We start from the raw sequence: 17,466 nt of genomic DNA, 5'->3' as shown, positions 1-17,466 counted from the left end.
GCGGTGCTCAGCGCGGCGGCGACCACGCGGTACTTGCCTTCGTTGACCGAAGAGATCGCATACATCACCACAAAGAAGGCAAGCAGCAGCGTCATCAGGTCGGCGTACGGAATCGCCCAGGCCTCATGGTTGGCATGCTCTTCGTGGTGCTTGCGGCGGGCCATGTCAGTGCAGGAACCCGCTCAGGTTGGATTCGATGTTGCGCGGGTTCTCGCCCAGCGCGATCGAGATCAGGCCCTCGATGGCCATCTCGCGGTCCCGGGTGTTGTGCGCGATCACGCTCTTGAGCTTGGCCGATACCGGCAGGAACAGCAGGTTGGCCGAGGCGATGCCGTAGATGGTGGCGGTGAAGGCCGCGGCGATGCCATGGCCGAGCTTGCTCGGATCGGCCAGGTTCTTCATCACCGCGATCAGGCCCAGCACCGCGCCGATGATGCCCAGGGTAGGCGCATAGATGCCCATCGCCTCGAACACCTTGGAGGCGGCCAGGTCCTTGTGTTCCTGGCTGCTCAGTTCGATCTCCAGCATGTGCCGGATGGTTTCCGGCTCCACGCCGTCGACCAGCAGCTGCAGGCCCTTGCGCAGGAACGGGTCGGACTGCGCTTCCACCTGTGCTTCCAGGCCCAGCAGGCCCTGGCGACGGGCGATGTTGCTCCATTCCACGATCTGGGTGATCAGCTGGCGGCGATCACTCTGGGGCGGGCGGATCACCCAGCGCACGATGGTGAAGGCGTGCTTGAACACCGCCGGTGCGGTGTGCAGCAGGATCGAAGCAAGGGTACCCACGATCACGATCACGAACGCGGCCGGCGACCACAGCGACGCCAGGCCAGCGCCCTTGAGGATGCTGCCCCCTACCAGTGACGCCAAGGCGAGGAAGAGTCCTATGAGGCTGAGTCTGTCCATGGATCGGTTATCGGCCCGGTGCGGTGTGACTTGAGCTGGCGGCCGGCAGCGGGCCGACCGACGTCACAGTTTCAATTCAGTCGTGCGGGCTGCGAAGCCCGTCGACATCGAGGATCAGCGCCATCCGGCCGTCGCCGATCAGGGTGGCGCCGGCGTAACCGCGCAGTCCGCGCAGTGCCTTGGGCAGGGGCTTGATGACCACCTCTTCGCGGCCGCGCACCTGGTCCACGACCAGTCCGAAGCGCGCTTCACCGGCCTGCAGCACCACGATGGTCAGCAGGTTGGACTGCATCGGCTCCACGTCCAGCCACTGGCGCAGGTCCACCAGCGCAAGCGTATGCGAGCGACGGTCAAGCACCGCGCGGCCATCGAACCAGCCGAGCGAGGTGGCCGGTGCGTGCAGCACTTCCAGCACACGCGCCAGCGGCAGCGCATAGACGTCCTCGCCGGCCTGCACCAGCAGGGTGGGCAGGATCGCCAGGGTGAGCGGGACGCGGATCATGAAGCGGCTGCCGCGGCCCAGTTCGGACTGGATCTGGATCTGTCCGCTGAGTTCGCGGATGCGCGACTGCACCACGTCCATGCCGACCCCGCGACCGGAGATGTCGGTGACCTGGGCCTTGGTGGAGAAACCGGGCAGGAATACCAGGTGCAGGCATTCCTCGCTGCTCAGGCGGGCGGCGGCTTCCGGATCGATCAGGCCTTTTTCGCGGGCCTTGGCGCGCAGCCGTTCCGGATCGATGCCGGCGCCATCGTCCTGCACTTCGATGCTGACATAGTCGCCTTCCTGCTGTGCCGAAAGGCGCACGTGGCCACTGCGCGGCTTGCCCTGTGCTTCACGCAGGTCGGGCATTTCCACGCCGTGGTCGATGGCATTGCGGACCAGGTGCACCAGCGGGTCGGCCAGTGCTTCGACCAGGTTGCGGTCCAGCTCGGTTTCCGCGCCGACCAGCTCCAGCTCGACTTCCTTGCTCAGCGAGCGGGCCACGTCGCGGGCGACCTTGGGGAAGCGCGAGAACACCTTGCCGACCGGCTGCATGCGGGTCCGCATCACCGCCGACTGCAGCCGCGCGGTGGCGATGTCCAGGGTGGAAACGGCGCGGTCGAGCTCTTCATCGCGCAGGCGCGCACGCAGGGTCTTGAGCCGGTTGCGCGAGAGCACCAGTTCGCCGATCAGGTTGACGATGGCGTCCAGGCGCTTGGTATCCACGCGCACGGTCTGTTCGGCTTCGGCCAGCGGCTTGGCGGGCTTGGGCGCGGCGGCCGCCGTGGGCGCAGGTGCACGCGCGGCGGCCGGGGCGGCCTTGGCCGGTACCGGCGCAGGCGCAGCGGCCACCGGGGCAACGGCCTGGGCGCCGGGTACGGCACCGCCGTGCAGCTGGTCGAGCAATGCTTCGAATTCGTCTTCGCTGATCATCGCATCTGCGGCCTTGGCAGCCACCGCGGTCGGTGCGCCGCCGCCATGCAGCTGGTCAAGCAGGGCTTCGAATTCGTCATCGCTGATCAGCGATGGATCGCTCGACGCCGCGGGGGTGCTGGCCGGGGCCGCGCCGACATCGAACTGGGCGATCAGGTCCGGCGGGGCATGCCCGGGTTCTTCGCCGGCCGACACCGAATCGAGCATCGCCTGCAGGTAGTCCAGCGACTGCTGGCCGGCATCGAAGTGATGCGGCTGCAGCGTGGCCTGGCCGGCACGCACCAGCCCGAGGGTCTCTTCGGCGGCGTGACACAGTTCGACCATGGCGGTGATGCCGAGGAAGCCGGCGCCGCCTTTCAGCGTGTGGTAACCGCGGAACACCGCATTGAGCTGCGCGCTGTCCTGCGGGTCCTGCTCCAGGGTGACCAGCTGCTCGCCGAGACGATCAAGGATTTCCTGCGCCTCGATGATGAAGTCGGCAGCGATGTCGTCGGCGATTCCACTCATCGTCAGAGCCCCAGGTCGGACAGCAGGTCGTCGGCGTCGTGCTGGGACACCGCATGGCGGTCCACGCCGTGTACCGCGGGCCCGGCCAGCGCCGGCTCATGGCGGCCCTGCTGGCGCTGCGCCTGCAGTTCCGGCGGCAGGCCCAGTGCACCGAAGCCTTCGTGCACGCGGCGCACGATGCCGACCACGCGGCGGATGATCTGCCCGGTCAGGTCCTGGTAGCTCTGGGTCAGGGCGATCTCGGTCAGGTTGTGGCGGATGCGCTCGAGCGCCTGCTGCTGCTCCAGCAACGGCAGGGCCTCGTCATCGAGGCGGGCGGTCAGGGCGCGGCATTCCTCGGTCAGGTCCAGGGTGCGGTGGGTGGCCTGTTCGGTCATCGTCACCACGTGGTCCAGGCGCGCGCAGGCATCGTCCAGCTCGCCGGCATCGGTGCTGACGGTGGGCAGCTCGCCCAGTGCCTGGCCGAGTTCGCGCGCCAGCCTTGACAGGCCGGCCATCATCGGCTGGGTGCGTGCCGCGGCCAGGGCGTCGATCTGCACCCGCCAGCCGCCCTCGTCGCCGGCTTCCAGCGCGGCAAGCGCTTCCTGCAGCCGCTGTACCAGCCAGGCCTTGTCCATCGGTGCGTCCATGACAACGGCCATCAGGCGCTCGCCGCCAGGCGTTCGAAGATCTTGCCGAGCTTCTCCTGCAGGGTCAGTGCGGTGAACGGCTTGATGATGTAGCCGTTCACCCCGGCCTGGGCCGCTTCGATGATCTGCTCGCGCTTGGCTTCGGCGGTGACCATCAGCACCGGCAGGGTCTTCAGCCGTGCATCGGCGCGGATCGCCTTCAGCAGCTCGATGCCGGTCATCACCGGCATGTTCCAGTCAGTGACCACGAAATCGAAGGGCTGGCTCTGCAGCATGGCCAGCGCGGCATGCCCATCTTCGGCTTCGGCGGTGTTGGTGAAGCCGAGGTCGCCGAGCAGGTTCTTGACGATGCGACGCATGGTCGAAAAGTCGTCGACGATCAGGATGCGCATGTTCTTGTTCAAAGCTTGATTCCTCTTGGGTACTTACGCTTCCAGGCCCGCGTCAACGGCCTCGAAGGTTTTCAGGCGGCCACGCAGGCGCAATACCGCCTGGCCATGGATCTGGCAGACCCGCGACTCGCTCACGCCGAGCACTGCGCCGATCTCTTTAAGGTTGAGTTCCTGTTCGTAATACAGCGACAGCACCAGCTGCTCGCGCTCGGGCAGGTGGCCGATGGCCTTGCCCAGTTCGCTGCCGAACTGGCTGCGTTCGAGCACCTGCTGCGGGGTTGGGCCGCCCTGGGCGATGGTGTCCAGCTCGCCCTGGTCTTCGATCCGCGATTCCAGGCTCAGCACCTGGCCGCGCGAGGCATCTTCCATCAGCCGCAGGTAATCCGGCAGCGGGATGTCCATCGCCGCGGCGACTTCGGTGGCCGATGCGGCGCGGCCACTGGCCTGTTCCAGCCGGCGGATGGTCGCGGCGGCGTCGCGGGCACGGCGATGCACCGAGCGCGGCACCCAGTCGCCGCGGCGGATCTCGTCGATCATCGAGCCCCGGATGCGGATCGAGGCGTAGGTTTCGAACGACGCACCCTGGTCGGCGTCGTAGCTGCGCGAAGCCTCGATCAGCCCCATCATGCCGGCCTGGATCAGGTCGTCGACCTCCACGCTGGCGGGCAGCCGGGCAGCCAGGTGATGGGCGATGCGACGCACCAGGTCCGAATGCTGGTTGATGCATTCGGTTGCCGCGGTGCGCTGTACTTCGCGGTACTGCGCTGCGCCTTTCATGCGACCACCCCGCGCTGCTTCAGGATGCGTTCGAGGAAGAACTCGACGCCGCCGCGTGGTTCGGTCGGGGCCTGCCAGCGGGCGGTGCGACGGGCGATTTCGTTGATCGCCAGCGCGGACGGGCTGGACGGGTAGGCCTTCACCACCGGCTGCTGGCGCTGCACGGAAAGGCGCAGCCAGTCGTCCTGCGGCACGCAGCCGAGGTAGTTGAGCGACACGTCGGCAAGGAACTTTTCGCAGACCCGGCTCAGCTTTTCATACAGCACGCGGCCTTCGTTGGGGTCGCGCACCATGTTGGCCACCACCTGGATCCGGTCCACGCCGCGTTCGCGCGACAGCACCTTGATCAGGGCGTAGGCATCGGTGATCGACGCCGGCTCGTCACACACCACCACCACGGTGTCCTGGGCGGCCTGGCAGAAGGTGAGTACGCCATCGGTGATGCCGGCGGCGGTATCGACCACCATGACATCCAGGTCGCGCTCCAGTTCGGAGAACACATTGACCAGGCCTACATGTTCGGCCGGGGCCAGTTCGGCCATGTGCCGGCGACCGGACGCGGCAGGCACCACCAGCACCCCGTTCGGGCCTTCGATGATGACCTCTTCCAGCGTGCAGCGGCCGGCAATCAGGTCGGCCAGGGTGAACTCCGGCTTCAGCCCCAGGATCACGTCGATGTTGGCCAGGCCGAGGTCGGCGTCCAGCAGCAGCGTGCGTTTGCCCATGCCAGCGAGCGCCACGGCCATGTTGGCCGAAACGTTCGTCTTGCCCACGCCGCCCTTGCCGCCGGTGACGGCGATGGTGCGGACCGGGCCCAGCGGCTGGCTGCGGGTGGCCGACAACGGGAAGGCGGTGGTCAGCTTGGCGTACTCACGCGACGGCATGGTTCAACTCCGGGTTGCAGGGCATATCGGCCGCGCGGCGCAAATCTTCAAGGCGAAGTACGAGATTGGCTGCACTGGCCCGGTGCAGGTCTTCGGGAACGTCCTGGCCGTCGGTCACCCAGGTGATCGGCAGGCGGTGGTCGACGGCCACCGACAAGGCGGTGCCGAAGCGGCCGGTTTCGTCCAGCTTGCTCAGCACCACGCCCTGCAGGTTGGCGGCACTGAAGCGGCGCACCACTTCGTCCATGTCGCCGAAGCTGGTGTTGGCCGGCAGCACCAGCAGGGTGCTGACCTGGCGTGCGGCACGCAGCCACTGCAGCTGCGAGGCCAGGGTGCGGTCGCGCGGGCCGACGCCGGCGGTGTCGATCAGCACCAGCTTGTAATCCTTCAGGCGCTCCAGCAGCTGGTCCAGGTCGGTCCCGCTGTTGGCTTCGTGCACGGCGATGCCGAGCTGGCGGCCGAAGCCGTACAGCTGCTCGCGGGCGCCGATGCGCGCGGTATCGGTGGTGACCAGGGCGACGTCGCGCGGGGCGTGGGCTTCGGCGAAGCGCGACGCCAGCTTGGCGATGGTGGTGGTCTTGCCGGCACCGGTGGGGCCGACCAGCGCGATCACGCCGCCGGCTTCCAGCGGGTCGACCGGCGAGATCGGCAGCTTGCGCGACAGCAGGCCCAGCATCAGGCCGCGGCCACGGTGGGCTTCGGTGTCCAGCGGAATCTGCAGCACCACGTCGCGGGCGATGCCGGCGTCGAAGCCGTATTCGTCCATCAGGTCCAGCGCGGTGGCACGCACCGGGTTGCCGCGCAGGCGCTCGTCGGTGAAGCGGTGCATCTCGCGTTCGATGACCTGGCGCATGCCGGCCACTTCATTGCGCAGGTGGCGCATCTCTTCATCGTCGCGGGCGATGACGGTGAGGGTAGGGGGGGCAACCACCGGCGCCGGCGGCGGCACGATCTCGGCCAGCTGGATCGCGGGCGCCGGTGCGGATTCCGCCGCGCAGGGCTCGGCGCTGGTGGCCAGCGGTAGCGCCGACCCATGGTCGGCGAGCGAAGCGGGCAGTGGACGTGCGGATTCGGCCGGGCACGGCTCGGCGCTGGCGGCAGCGGAGATGTCCGCCACGGCGGCGACCTCGTCCAGCTCCGGCACCTGTGCGGCAAACGCCATCGGCAGCGGCGGCGGCAGCACCGCCGGCGCGCGCAGGACCGGTGCGGGAACGCGCGGCTCGACGGCCACTGCCGGCGGTGCCACATCGAAGGCTTCGTCTTCCACCCAGGCGCGCGGCAGCGCCGGCGCCGGGCGGCTGACCGCCATCCGCGGCGCATCGGCCGGCGGCTGCACGAAGGGCGCGAAGATCTGCTCCGGCAGCGCCGGTTCGTTGACGGCGGGCGGCGACGGGAACCGGGCGAGGCCACCGGCGGCCCGCGCCAGGGTGGCGGCGAAGCCTTCGCTGCCACGGCGCGGCACACCTTCGTCGGCGCTGTTGAGCGTGCGGCCGGTGGCACCGACGGCCGCACGTGCCAGCGCGGCGACCGCCGAGGTGGTCGCCGCCACCGGCTCGACGTCCTGTTCCGGCGTGCGGCGGCGGGTCATCGCCGCGATCATCGCATCGGCGGCAGTGCGCGGACGCGGCGCCGGGGCCGCGGCCGGGGCGCTGTCCTTGCGTGCGGTTTCCAGGGCGCGCTGCACCACGCTTTCGTCGTAGTGCGCGGCCGCCACGATTTCCACGCCTTCCTCGATCCGCCGGTTGGACAGGATCACTGCATCGGGGCCGTGTTCCTTGCGTACCAGGTTCATGGCCGAGCGCATGTCGGCGGCGACGAATCGTTTGATTTTCATGCTCGGGTACCGGGACGGATTCGTTTCAGGGGCAGGGGATCGCGGGTGGTCGGTGGTCAGCACGGTGCGGGGTCCCCTTCGGTAATGGGTGGATCAAGACGTTGCAATGGCGCTGCTGTCGGCTTTCCGCCACCGGGCGGAAGCGCGCATCAGCTGATGGTGCCTACCAGCTTCAAGCGCTTGTCCTCCGGGACTTCGCTGTAGGCCAGCACCGACAGCGAAGGAACGCTGTGGCGGACCAGTCGCGCCAGTGCGGCACGGACCGGTCCGGGAACCAGCACCACGGCGGGCTCGTTGCGGGCTTCCTGCTTGCTGACACAGTCGGCAAGGCTCTGGTGCAGCCGTTCGGCGAGTCCGGGTTCCAGCGCAGCGCCGTTGCCCTGCGTGGACTCCTGCAAGACGCGTTCCAATTGCGGGTTGAGGGTGAACACCGGCAGCTCGGCGGACATGCCGGCGATCTCCTGCACGATGAAACGGCCCAGCGTGTTGCGTACCGCCGCGGTCAACGTGGCCGGGTCCTGGCTGGACGGCGCGGTCTCCACCAGCGCCTCGGCGATCTTGCGCAGCTGGCGCACCGGGATGCGTTCGACCAGCAGGTTCTGCAGCACGCGCACCACCACCGACAGCGGCAGCGCCTTCGGGGTCAGGTCTTCGACCAGCTTCGGCGCGCTCTTGGCCAGGTTGGCCAGCAGCTGCTGCACTTCTTCATGGCCGAGCAGTTCCGGGGCGTGTTCGCGGATCAGGTGCGACAGATGGGTGGCGACCACGGTGGCCGGGTCGACCACGGTGTAGCCCATGGTCTCGGCGTGGGCACGCTGGTGCGGCTGGATCCAGGTGGCATCCAGCCCGAAGGCGGGATCCTTGCCGGCGATGCCGTCCAACTGGCCCAGCGCGCTGCCCGGATCGAGCGCAAGCTCGCGGTCCGGATGGATTTCGGCGGTGGCCACCGGCACGCCGTGGATCAGCAGCCGGTAAGCGGTGGCGGGCAGTTCCAGGTTGTCGCGGATATGCACCGAGGGAATCAGGAAGCCGATGTCCTGGGTCAGCTTGCGGCGCACGCCCTTGATGCGCGCCATCAGTTCGCCGCCCTGCGCTGCGTCCACCAGCGGGATCAGCCGGTAGCCGACTTCCAGCCCCAGCGGATCGACCGGGCGCAGCTCGTCCCAGGTCAGTTCGGCGGTCGGTGCGGGCGCTGCGGGGCGGCCCAGCGCATCCATCGCCGGGGCCGCTGGCGCGTCGGTGGCCTGCGCCTGCACCAGCTGGCTCTTCTTCCAGATCTTCCAGGCCAGGAAGCCGAGTACCGCCGCCAGCGTCAGGAAGGCGACGTTGGGCATGCCCGGCACCAGGCCGACCACGCCGATGATGCCGGCGGTGATCGCCAGCGCACGGTACTGGCCGAACACCTGGCCCATCATCGCCTGGCTCATGTCCTGCGAACGCGAGGCGCGGGTGACCAGCATCGCCACCGCGCTGGACACCAGCAGGGCCGGCAGCTGCGCCACCAGGCCGTCACCGATGGACAGCAGGGTGTAGGTCGCTGCGGCATCGCCGAAGGCCATGTTGTGCTGGAGCATGCCGACGGCCAGGCCGCCGATCATGTTGATGAAGAGGATCAGGATGCCGGCGATCGCATCGCCGCGGATGAACTTGCTGGCACCGTCCATCGCACCGTAGAAGTCTGCTTCCTCGCGGACTTCCTCGCGGCGCAGCTTGGCCTCTTCGCGCGTCAACAATCCGGCATTGAGGTCGGCGTCGATGGCCATCTGCTTGCCGGGCATGGCGTCCAGGATGAAGCGGGCGGTCACTTCTGAAACGCGCCCGGCACCTTTGGTGATCACCACGAAGTTGATGATGGTCAGGATCGCGAACACCACGATGCCCACCGCGTAGTTGCCGCCGATGACGAACTCACCGAACGCGGCGATCACCTTGCCGGCGGCTTCGTGGCCGTTCTGGCCGTTGAGCAGGATCACCCGGGTGGAGGCCACGTTCAGCGCCAGCCGCAGCATCGTGGTGACCAGCAGCACGATCGGGAAGATGGTGAAATCCAGCGGCCGCTTCACGTACACCACCGCCAGCAGCACCATCATCGAAATGGCGATGTTGAAGGTGAACAGGGCATCCAGCACCGGCGCGGCCAGCGGGACCACCACCATCGCCAGCAGGGCCATGACGATCAGCGGCGCGCCAAGACCCTGGCGGATCATCGCCAGCAGGCTGCGGGTGTTGAGCCCTCCGGCCTGCGCGCTCATCGACGGGCTCCGTCAGCCGGCGCGCCAGGCGGGTGTTCGGCCACGTCCACGTTGGGCTGGGCCGGCATCGGGCCGCCGCGCCAGCTGCGTAGCTGGTAGACATAGGACAGCACCTGGGCAACGGCCGAATACAGTCTCACGGGGATTTCCTTTCCGAGTTCCCCTTCCCTATACAAGGCGCGTGCCAACGGCGGCGCGGAGACGATGGCGACCTTGTTGCCTTCGGCGATCTTGCGGATGTGCAGGGCGGTTTCATCCACGCCCAGGGCCACCACGGTGGGTGCGCCCATCTTGCCGCCTTCGTACTTCAGTGCCACCGCGTAGTGGGTCGGGTTGACCAGCACCACGTCGGCGGTCGGCACCGCTTCCATCATCCGGCGGTTGGCCATCTGGTGCTGCATCTGGCGGATGCGCCCCTTTACTTCCGGGCTGCCTTCGCTCTCCTTCATTTCCCGGCGCAGCTCTTCGCGGGTCATCTTCAGCTTGCGCATCCAGTTCCAGCGCTGGTACGGCGCATCGATGGCGGCCAGCAGCAGCATCGCCACCGCCGTGCCCAGCAGCAGCTTCAGGGTGAAGCCCAGGCCGCGCACGATCGCGCTTTCCAGGGGCAGGTGCAGCAGGCCGCGCAGCAGGTCCATGCCGCCCCACATCACGATGCCGGCGCCGACGCCGACGAAGGCCACGCGCAGCAGCGACTTGGTGAACTCGGCGATGGCCTCCGGACCGTACAGGCGCTTCAGGCCGGAAGCCGGATTCATCCGGGTGAAGTCCGGCATCATCGCCTTGGCCGACCAGCGCAGGCCGCCCATCACCACCGGCGCCAGGAAGCTGGCCAGCAGGCAGACGATCAGCAGGGGCGCGGTCACCAGCAGCAGGCGCAGGAACAGGTCGCCGACATGGCCGAACAGCTCCATGGGGTGCTGGCGCAGGGCCAGGTCCGGCTTCAGTGCCTGCTTCATCCAGTCGACGGCGCCAGCGGCCAGGCTGCCGCCGGTGGCCATCACCGCCAGCACGCCGCCGCCGAACACCGCAGCGGTCGCCAGCTCGCGCGAGCGCGGCGTGTTGCCTTGTTCGCGGGCTTCGCGCAGGCGTTTTTCTGTTGGTTGTTCGGTCTTTTCGCCGCCGTCTTCGTTCTCGGACATCGCGCGCAGGTCTCAGAGGATCACCGCCTGCGTGCAAGATCCGTGCCGCGCCCCGCGCAGTGTGCACTCGGCCGGTCGGGCTCAGCCGGCGATCCTGGCTTCTGGCCAGGCATGCAGCTGCTCGAAACGTGCTGCATCCACCGGCCGACCCAGCAGGTAACCCTGCAGGTAATCCACCCCAAGCTCCCGCAGGCAGTCGCGCTGGGCGGGCGTTTCCACGCCCTCGGCGACGATGTGCATGCCCATCGCACGGCCAAGCGCCACGATGGAGGCGATGATCAGCCTGTCATTGCGGGAGCCGGGCAGGTCGCGGATGAAGGCATGGTCGATCTTCAGCTCGGTCGCCGGCAGGCGCTTCAGGTAGACCAGGCTGGAATAGCCGGTGCCGAAGTCATCGATGGAAATGCCGACGCCCAACGTCGACAGGGCCTTGAGCAGCGCGGCGGTGGCGGCCGTGTCCTGCATCAGTGCACTTTCGGTGATTTCCAGGACCAGCTGATGGGCAGGCAGGCCATGCCGGGCCAGGGCATGGGTCACGTCCTGTTCCAGCCGGGGCGCATTGAACTGCAGCGCGGACAGGTTGACCGACATCGACCAGTCCGTGTGTCCCTGCCGGTGCCATACCCGCAGCTGGCGGCAGGCCTCGTCCAGCGCCCAGCGCCCCAGTTCGCCGATCAGGCCGGAACGCTCGGCCAACGGGATGAACTGGTCAGGCGGTATCAGCCCGCGTTGCGGGTGGTTCCAGCGCACCAGCGCTTCAGCGCCGCTGATCCGCTGCCGGGCCACATCCAGCTTCGGCTGGTAATGCAGCACCCATTGTCCAAGACGGATCGCCTCGCGCAGTTCGGCAAGCAGGGCGAGCTGGTGGCCGCCGCCGCCGCCCATGCCTTCTTCATAGATCACATGCCGGTTGCGGCCGGCTGCCTTGGCCTGGTACATGGCGGCGTCGGCGCAGGCCATCAGCTGCCGTTCGGAGCTCGCATGGTCCGGGCACAGGGCGATGCCGATGCTTGCCGTCACATCCAGCGGATGGCCCTCCACCAGGATGAAGCCGGTGGCTGCCTGCATGCGCTGGGCCAGCGCGGTGATGCCGGCCACATCGTCAACGCGTACCACCAGCACGAATTCGTCCCCGCCCAGCCGGGCCAGCAGGTCGTCCGGGCCCAGCAGCGCGCGGAAGCGTTCGCTGACCGCCACCAGCAGGGCATCGCCGGTGTGGTGTCCGTAGACGTCGTTGACCTGTTTGAAGCCGTCCAGGTCGACGAACATCAGCGCGAAGCGGCGCGCGGTCTGCTGGGCCAGCAGCAGCTCCTGTTCGATGCGCTTCTGCAGCAGCCGACGGTTGGGCAGGTGGGTCAGCGGATCGTGCAGCGCTGCCCGCGTGAGCTCGGCCTGGGCATCGTCCAGGCTGTTGCTGAGGTCATCGTTGCGCATGCGCAGGCGGTGGGTCTCCAGGCGCTGCTCCATCCAGGCCAAGCCCAGTGCCAGGCCGAGGATCAGCACGGTGACCGCGCCCACCAGGACGGCCAATGCACTGGCGGGCAGGTCATCGGCGCCGAGCGCGCCGCAGACGCTGCCTGCAGGAAAGCGCGCCGCGGCCATGCCGGCGTAGTGCACGCCGCCGATGCCCGCGCCCAGCAGGCACGCCGCGCCCAGCCCCAGCGCGGTACGCCCGGAGTGGCTGCGCAGCCGGAACGCGACGAACAGGGCGCACCAGCAGGCGGCGAATGCGATCAGCAGCGAGAGTGTGACCCAGCCGTGGTGCCAGTCGATGTCAGGCTGCATGTTCAACGCTGCCATGCCGATGTAATGCATCGAGGCGATGCCGCTGCCCATCAGCAGCGCTCCGCCGACAAGGCGGGCGTGCGGCAGGGTCGGCAGCGAGACCAGCCAGAGGGCAAACACCGAAGAGCCCACCGCGACCGCAAGCGAGGCCAGGGTCAGCAGCAGTTCGTAGCCCAGCGGGATCGGCAGGGAAAACGCCAGCATGCCGATGAAGTGCATCGACCAGATACCCAGCCCCATCGCAGCGCCGCCACCGATACGCCACGTCCAGGCGGCTGCATTGCCGACCGCGCGGGCGGCACGCGCGGCCATCATCAACGCAGTGAACGATGCCAGCGCCGCGACCAGGAACGAGGCGGCGACCAGAAACCCATCATAGCTACCTGTCAGCATTGCCGACCTCCGCATTCTCACGCCTGTCCCGACGATGGGGTGCCTGGACATTGGGCAGACCGCGTCGCATGCAGCGTGCGCGCCCGTGTCCCACCGTTGGCATCCCGACTTGAAGCGCCTGCAGCAGAATCTAGCGTGTCCTGACGTGGTCGCACACGTGCCGTCCGACGCATCCGGTGTCGGAATGATCTCCGTCTGCGCAGGGGTGTTCCGATACGTCACGCGCTGCGTCTCGTTTCCGCCTCAGCGCACCACGGCGCCTGCGGCCTCGAACGCGGCGTCGAACAGGCGCTGCACCGGGGGGCCCATTTCGCCAGCCAGTACCGCAAGCAGTGCCAGGCCGAGCAACAGGGAAACCGGCAGGCCCAGCTGGATCGGATTGAGCGCGGGCGCGGCACGGGCCAGTGCACCGAAGGCCAGGTTCACTGCCAGCATCGCCACGATCAGCGGCAGGGCCAGCCCGACGCCACCGCGCAGCACGGTCAGCAGGAATGTCGGCGCGATGCCGACCAGCGCGGCCGGGTCGGGCAGGGTGGTGCCGATCGGCAGGGCGCGGTAGCTGTCCACCAGCAGCGAGATCAGTGCCAGGTGGCCATTGGCGGTGAAGAACAGCAGGCCGAACATCAGGTAGAACCACTGTCCGATGACGCCGGAACTGCCGCCGCGCATCGGGTCGGCCATCTGCGCGAAAGACAGGCCGGTGCCTTGGGCGATGAGCTCGCCGGCCAGGGCCCCGGCTTCGAACACCAGCCTGAGCATGAAGCCGATGGTGATGCCGATGACCAGTTCGCGGAAGATGGTCAGCACGGTGGCCGCATCGAAGCCGACCCAGCTGGGGACCGGCGGCAGGATCGGCGCCAGGGCGATGGCCAGCGTGGCCGACAGCAGCAGCTTGATCCGTGACGGCACCGCGCGGGTGCCGATCAACGGCATCGCCATGATCATCGCGCCCAGCCGCAGGAGGGTCCACAGCGTGTCGCCGATCATCCCGAACGCCTGCAGGCCGTCCGCTGCCATCTGGGTAGCCGGATCCATCGCCGCTGGCCTAGCCGATCAGGTGCGGAATGCGCTGGAACAGCAGGATGGTGAACTCCACCATGTGTCCCAGCAGCAGGCTGCCCAGCGCGAACAGCACGGCGGTCAGCGCGGCCGCCTTGGCCACGAAGGCGATGGTGGGTTCGTTGAGCTGGGTGGCGGCCTGCACCACGCCCACCACCACGCCGACCACCAGTACGGTCAACAGCAGCGGGCCGGCCACCCACAGGGTGGCGATCAGTCCGCCACGCAGTTCGGTCAAGGCAAGTTCGGGAGACATCGGGGTTCCGTCAGGTAACGTTTCAGGTCGCCCCGAGCGTGCTCGAGGACTCGCGCATCAGGCGGGATTGAAGCTGGCGGCCAGCGTGCCGACCGTGAGTACCCAGCCATCCACCAGCACGAACAGCAGGATCTTGAACGGTGCCGACACCAGCATCGGCGACAGCATCATCATGCCCATCGACATCAGCACGCTGGCCACCACCAGGTCGATGATCACGAACGGGATGAAGATCAGGAAGCCGATCTCGAAGGCGGTCTTCAGCTCACTGGTGACGAAGGAGGCGACCAGCACCGGGAACGGCACCGCATCCGGGCTGGCGTAGGTGCCATGCCCGGCAATGCCGGCGAAGGTCATCAGGTCGGTTTCGCGGATCTGCGCCAGCATGAAGCCGCGCAGTGGCTGGGTGGTCAGCGTCCAGGCGGTCTGGAAATCGATCTGGCCATCCAGGTAGGGCGCCATGCCGGCGCTCCAGGCCTTGTCCCAGGTCGGCAGCATGATCATCGCGGTCAGGAACAGCGCCAGCCCCAGCAACACCTGGTTGGACGGGGTCTGGCCGGTGCCCAGCGCCTGTCGCAGCAGGGCCAGCACCACGATGATGCGGGTGAAGGCGGTCAGCACCAGCAGCATCGACGGGATCAGGGTGATCGCGGTCATCAGCAGCAGGGTCTGCAGCGGCAGGCTGACCGGTTGCCCACCGATGCGGCCGACGTTGACGTCCGGCAACGGGGTGCCCGGTGCGCCTGGCGCGGCGAATGCCAGCGCCGGCAGCAGCATCAACAGCAGGGTAAGCCAGGGCAGCCAGCGGGCAGTGGCCAGCGTCGGCATGGCGGGCGTCTTCGACATCAGGCGCATCTCAGGAATCCTTGCGCAGCCGCTGTTGCAGCAGCTGGGCGAAATTGGGCAGGTTCTTCAGGTCCGGCACGCGCATCGGCGTCGGCGGTGGCAGCGGTTCGGCCAGGGTCTGCAGCTTGCTGATGCCACCGGCGGTGACGCCGAGCAGGATCTGCTCGCCGTTGACCTCCAGCACCACCACGCGCTCCTTGGCGCCGACGGCGATGCTGGCGACCAGCTTCAGCCCTTCGGCCTGGCGGAAGCTGCTGCCGGGCATGCGCTTGAGCAACCAGCCCAGGCCGACCACCAGCGCCAGCACCAGCAGCAGCGCCAGCACCGCGCCGAACAAGCCCGGGGTGGACGGTGCATGCTGGCCGACCACCGGCGCGGCGGCCTTGCTGGCCGCCTGGCTGGTGGCAATGAGCAGGGACAGGCTCAACGCAGTCTCCGGATCCGTTCGCTCGGGCTGACCACGTCGGTCAAGCGCACGCCGAAGCGGTCGTTGATCACCACCACTTCGCCATGCGCGATCAGCGTGCCGTTGACGAACACGTCCAGCGATTCGCCCGCGCCGCGTTCCAGTTCCACCACCGAACCCTGGTTGAGCTGCAGCAGGTTGCGGATCGGCAGGCGGGCGCGGCCGACTTCCAGCGACAGGGTCACCGGCACGTCCAGGATCACGTCCAGGTTGAGGTCGGCACCGGTCGCCTCTTCGGCCTGCAGGGCTTCGAACTGGGCGGCGATGGCTTCTTGGCGCTCGGTTTCATTCATTTCGGTTCTTCCTGGATGACCGGGACGCGTGCACGCGTGCCCGGCGGATGGGTAGCGGTGATCTTCACGGCGTTCATGCCGTTGGCCACGCCGAAGGTGCCGGTGAACACCGGGATGTCCTCCACGCAGATCGGCACGTGCTGCGGCAGCTCGATCGGCAGGATGTCGCCGACCTTCATGCGGGTCAGCTCGCGCAGGCTCATGCGCTTGGTGGCCAGTACGCTGGACAGGGTGACTTCGGCCACGTTGAGCTGTTCGCGCAGGGTCTGGCCCCAGCTTTCGTCACGGTCGTTGCGGTCACTCTGGATGCCGGCATCGAGCAGTTCGCGGATCGGCTCGAGCATCGAATAGGGCAGGGTGACGTGGATGTCGCCGCCACCGCCATCGAGCTCCACGTGCAGCCGGCACACCACCACGTACTCGCGCGGGGTGACGATGTTGGCGAAATGCGGGTTGATTTCCGAGTTGATGTACTCGAATTCCACGTCCATCACCGGCGCCCACGCTTCGCGCAGGTCGGCGAAGGTCTGCTTCAGCAGCAGGTGGATCACGCGCATTTCGGTGGCGGTGAACTCGCGGCCTTCGATGCGGGTCGGGTAGCGCCCGTCGCCGCCGAAGAAGTTGTCGACGATGGCGAACACCAGGGTGGGTTCGAACACGATCAGCCCGGTGCCGCGCAGCGGCTTGAAGCGGATCAGGTTGAGGTTGGTCGGCACGTACAGCGTGTGCATGTAGTCGTTGAACTTGACCAGTTCGATGCCGCGCACCGACAGCTCGGCCGAGCGCCGGATCAGGTTGAACAGGCCGATCCGCCACAGGCGCGCGAAGCGCTCGTGGACCATTTCCAGGGTCGGCATGCGACCGCGGATGATGCGGTCCTGGCTGGCGAAGTCGTAGTTGCGGGCTTCGCCCGGAACCGCGCCGTCGTCGTCGGTTTCCACCGCGCCGCTGTCCACGCCATGCAGCAGGGCGTCGATTTCATCCTGTGACAGCAAGTCGTTCATCAGGCGCCCTTACTGGGTCACGAAACTGGTGAACAGCAGGTCGTCGGCGCACTTCTTGCCGGTCTCGGCCAGCAGCACCTTCTGGACTTCGGCCAGCGAGGCGGCCTGCAGCTTTTCCTTGCCGGCGCGGTCGGCGATCTGGTCGGGGGTGACCTGCGAGAACAGCATCAGCAGGCGGGCACGCAGGGCGGGGGAGTGGGTCTTGATCGCTTCCAGCGCGGAGCTGTCGCGGGTCATCAGCTGCACTTCCACCTGCAGGTAGCGCGGGCCGTCGACCGGGCCGTTGAGGTTGACCACGAACGGCGGTTCCAGGCCGAAGTATTGCGCCGGTGCCGGCGGTGCCTTCGGCTTGGCCGAGGTGGCGGGGGCGCCATCGGCGGCATGCGGGGCCTGGGTGAAGTACCACACGGCGCCGCCGGCGGCGGCGGCGGCGACGACCGCGATCAGGGCGATGACGAGCACGGGACGGCGCGAGGGGGCGGCCTTGTCCTTGTCGGCGGATTTCTTGGTTTTGTCTGCGGCTGCGGCCACGTGTGGAGCTCCTGGAGGTTGCCTCCGGGCACATGCAAGTGGCGTGCCGCGCGGGCGGCGGCGAGCGGCTTGGCCCCTCGTGGCGGGTCGCTG

General features: G+C 68.1%; 18 protein-coding genes. All 18 read right to left on the bottom strand.

Annotated features, from left to right (window positions below; translation table 11 throughout):
- On the bottom strand, positions 1–164 hold a 164-nt coding region (locus ABB28_RS17740), incomplete at its 3' end, for a flagellar motor protein MotB (protein ID WP_275452891.1).
- 1 nt (position 165) lies between these two features.
- Entirely contained in the window at positions 166–906 is a 741-nt protein-coding gene (locus ABB28_RS08785) for a flagellar motor protein (protein WP_057508268.1), read from the bottom strand.
- Between the two features lie 76 nt (positions 907–982).
- Positions 983–2,830, bottom strand: a complete 1,848-nt coding sequence (locus ABB28_RS08780) for a chemotaxis protein CheA (RefSeq protein ID WP_057508267.1) — start codon at positions 2,828–2,830, stop codon at positions 983–985.
- Positions 2,831–2,832: 2 nt separating this feature from the next.
- Positions 2,833–3,471, bottom strand: coding sequence for a protein phosphatase CheZ (locus ABB28_RS08775; protein ID WP_185000272.1), 639 nt, complete (start codon positions 3,469–3,471; stop codon positions 2,833–2,835).
- Positions 3,471–3,863, bottom strand: a complete 393-nt coding sequence (gene cheY / locus ABB28_RS08770; RefSeq protein WP_057508265.1) for a chemotaxis response regulator CheY — start codon at positions 3,861–3,863, stop codon at positions 3,471–3,473. Before cheY ends, ABB28_RS08775 begins: the two co-directional genes overlap by 1 nt.
- 21 nt (positions 3,864–3,884) lie before the next feature.
- The gene (locus ABB28_RS08765) at positions 3,885–4,628 is read right to left on the bottom strand and encodes an RNA polymerase sigma factor FliA (protein WP_042613866.1); all 744 of its coding nucleotides are present in this window, start codon (positions 4,626–4,628) and stop codon (positions 3,885–3,887) included.
- On the bottom strand, positions 4,625–5,512 hold the full coding sequence (locus ABB28_RS08760; RefSeq protein WP_057508264.1) for a MinD/ParA family ATP-binding protein: 888 nt from the start codon (positions 5,510–5,512) through the stop codon (positions 4,625–4,627). Before ABB28_RS08760 ends, ABB28_RS08765 begins: the two co-directional genes overlap by 4 nt.
- Positions 5,499–7,346: a flagellar biosynthesis GTPase FlhF gene (gene flhF, locus ABB28_RS08755; protein WP_057508263.1), complete on the bottom strand. Its 1,848-nt coding sequence runs from the start codon at positions 7,344–7,346 to the stop codon at positions 5,499–5,501. The genes ABB28_RS08760 and flhF overlap by 14 nt, the downstream gene beginning before the upstream one ends.
- A gap of 149 nt (positions 7,347–7,495) precedes the next feature.
- Positions 7,496–9,598, bottom strand: a complete 2,103-nt coding sequence (flhA, locus tag ABB28_RS08750) for a flagellar biosynthesis protein FlhA (RefSeq protein ID WP_057508262.1) — start codon at positions 9,596–9,598, stop codon at positions 7,496–7,498.
- The gene (gene flhB / locus ABB28_RS08745; RefSeq protein WP_057508261.1) at positions 9,595–10,740 is read right to left on the bottom strand and encodes a flagellar biosynthesis protein FlhB; all 1,146 of its coding nucleotides are present in this window, start codon (positions 10,738–10,740) and stop codon (positions 9,595–9,597) included. Before flhB ends, flhA begins: the two co-directional genes overlap by 4 nt.
- An 81-nt stretch (positions 10,741–10,821) precedes the next feature.
- Complete coding sequence (locus tag ABB28_RS08740) at positions 10,822–12,918, bottom strand: putative bifunctional diguanylate cyclase/phosphodiesterase (RefSeq protein ID WP_057508260.1); 2,097 nt, start codon at positions 12,916–12,918, stop codon at positions 10,822–10,824.
- A gap of 243 nt (positions 12,919–13,161) precedes the next feature.
- A complete protein-coding gene (fliR, locus tag ABB28_RS08735; RefSeq protein ID WP_057508259.1) occupies positions 13,162–13,953 on the bottom strand; it encodes a flagellar biosynthetic protein FliR in 792 nt (263 codons plus the stop codon).
- Positions 13,954–13,963: 10 nt separating this feature from the next.
- Positions 13,964–14,233 (bottom strand): flagellar biosynthetic protein FliQ, encoded by a 270-nt coding sequence (locus tag ABB28_RS08730; protein ID WP_042615527.1) that lies wholly within the window; start codon positions 14,231–14,233, stop codon positions 13,964–13,966.
- Positions 14,234–14,290: 57 nt separating this feature from the next.
- The gene (gene fliP, locus ABB28_RS08725; protein WP_057508270.1) at positions 14,291–15,061 is read right to left on the bottom strand and encodes a flagellar type III secretion system pore protein FliP; all 771 of its coding nucleotides are present in this window, start codon (positions 15,059–15,061) and stop codon (positions 14,291–14,293) included.
- A gap of 28 nt (positions 15,062–15,089) precedes the next feature.
- Complete coding sequence (gene fliO / locus ABB28_RS08720; protein ID WP_057508269.1) at positions 15,090–15,500, bottom strand: flagellar biosynthetic protein FliO; 411 nt, start codon at positions 15,498–15,500, stop codon at positions 15,090–15,092.
- A 2-nt stretch (positions 15,501–15,502) separates the two neighbouring features.
- Positions 15,503–15,838 carry a flagellar motor switch protein FliN gene (fliN, locus tag ABB28_RS08715; RefSeq protein WP_042615526.1) on the bottom strand — a complete coding sequence of 112 codons (336 nt, stop codon included), beginning with the start codon at positions 15,836–15,838 and terminating at the stop codon, positions 15,503–15,505.
- Positions 15,835–16,842 carry a flagellar motor switch protein FliM gene (gene fliM / locus ABB28_RS08710; RefSeq protein WP_057508258.1) on the bottom strand — a complete coding sequence of 336 codons (1,008 nt, stop codon included), beginning with the start codon at positions 16,840–16,842 and terminating at the stop codon, positions 15,835–15,837. The genes fliN and fliM overlap by 4 nt, the downstream gene beginning before the upstream one ends.
- A gap of 9 nt (positions 16,843–16,851) precedes the next feature.
- Positions 16,852–17,373 carry a flagellar basal body-associated FliL family protein gene (locus ABB28_RS08705; protein WP_057508257.1) on the bottom strand — a complete coding sequence of 174 codons (522 nt, stop codon included), beginning with the start codon at positions 17,371–17,373 and terminating at the stop codon, positions 16,852–16,854.
- Between the last annotated feature and the right edge of the window lie 93 nt (positions 17,374–17,466).

It is taken from the genome of Stenotrophomonas chelatiphaga (assembly GCF_001431535.1).
In the GTDB taxonomy this organism is placed as follows: Bacteria; Pseudomonadota; Gammaproteobacteria; order Xanthomonadales; family Xanthomonadaceae; genus Stenotrophomonas; species Stenotrophomonas chelatiphaga.
The sequence above is the reverse complement of the archived record's forward strand: the minus strand, read 5'-3'. Positions and strand labels throughout refer to the sequence as shown.

Excerpts from the sequence above, each read along its gene's own strand:
- fliM (WP_057508258.1), bottom strand. The coding sequence starts at position 16,842 with ATGAACGACTTGCTGTCACAGGATGAAATCGACGCCCTGCTGCATGGC.
- ABB28_RS08740 (WP_057508260.1), bottom strand. The coding sequence starts at position 12,918 with ATGCTGACAGGTAGCTATGATGGGTTTCTGGTCGCCGCCTCGTTCCTG.
- ABB28_RS08765 (WP_042613866.1), bottom strand. The coding sequence starts at position 4,628 with ATGAAAGGCGCAGCGCAGTACCGCGAAGTACAGCGCACCGCGGCAACC.
- flhF (WP_057508263.1), bottom strand. The coding sequence starts at position 7,346 with ATGAAAATCAAACGATTCGTCGCCGCCGACATGCGCTCGGCCATGAAC.
- flhA (WP_057508262.1), bottom strand. The coding sequence starts at position 9,598 with ATGAGCGCGCAGGCCGGAGGGCTCAACACCCGCAGCCTGCTGGCGATG.
- ABB28_RS08760 (WP_057508264.1), bottom strand. The coding sequence starts at position 5,512 with ATGCCGTCGCGTGAGTACGCCAAGCTGACCACCGCCTTCCCGTTGTCG.
- ABB28_RS08785 (WP_057508268.1), bottom strand. The coding sequence starts at position 906 with ATGGACAGACTCAGCCTCATAGGACTCTTCCTCGCCTTGGCGTCACTG.
- fliR (WP_057508259.1), bottom strand. The coding sequence starts at position 13,953 with ATGGATCCGGCTACCCAGATGGCAGCGGACGGCCTGCAGGCGTTCGGG.
- flhB (WP_057508261.1), bottom strand. The coding sequence starts at position 10,740 with ATGTCCGAGAACGAAGACGGCGGCGAAAAGACCGAACAACCAACAGAA.
- ABB28_RS08775 (WP_185000272.1), bottom strand. The coding sequence starts at position 3,471 with ATGGCCGTTGTCATGGACGCACCGATGGACAAGGCCTGGCTGGTACAG.
- fliN (WP_042615526.1), bottom strand. The coding sequence starts at position 15,838 with ATGAATGAAACCGAGCGCCAAGAAGCCATCGCCGCCCAGTTCGAAGCC.
- ABB28_RS08730 (WP_042615527.1), bottom strand. The coding sequence starts at position 14,233 with ATGTCTCCCGAACTTGCCTTGACCGAACTGCGTGGCGGACTGATCGCC.
- fliP (WP_057508270.1), bottom strand. The coding sequence starts at position 15,061 with ATGCCGACGCTGGCCACTGCCCGCTGGCTGCCCTGGCTTACCCTGCTG.
- ABB28_RS08780 (WP_057508267.1), bottom strand. The coding sequence starts at position 2,830 with ATGAGTGGAATCGCCGACGACATCGCTGCCGACTTCATCATCGAGGCG.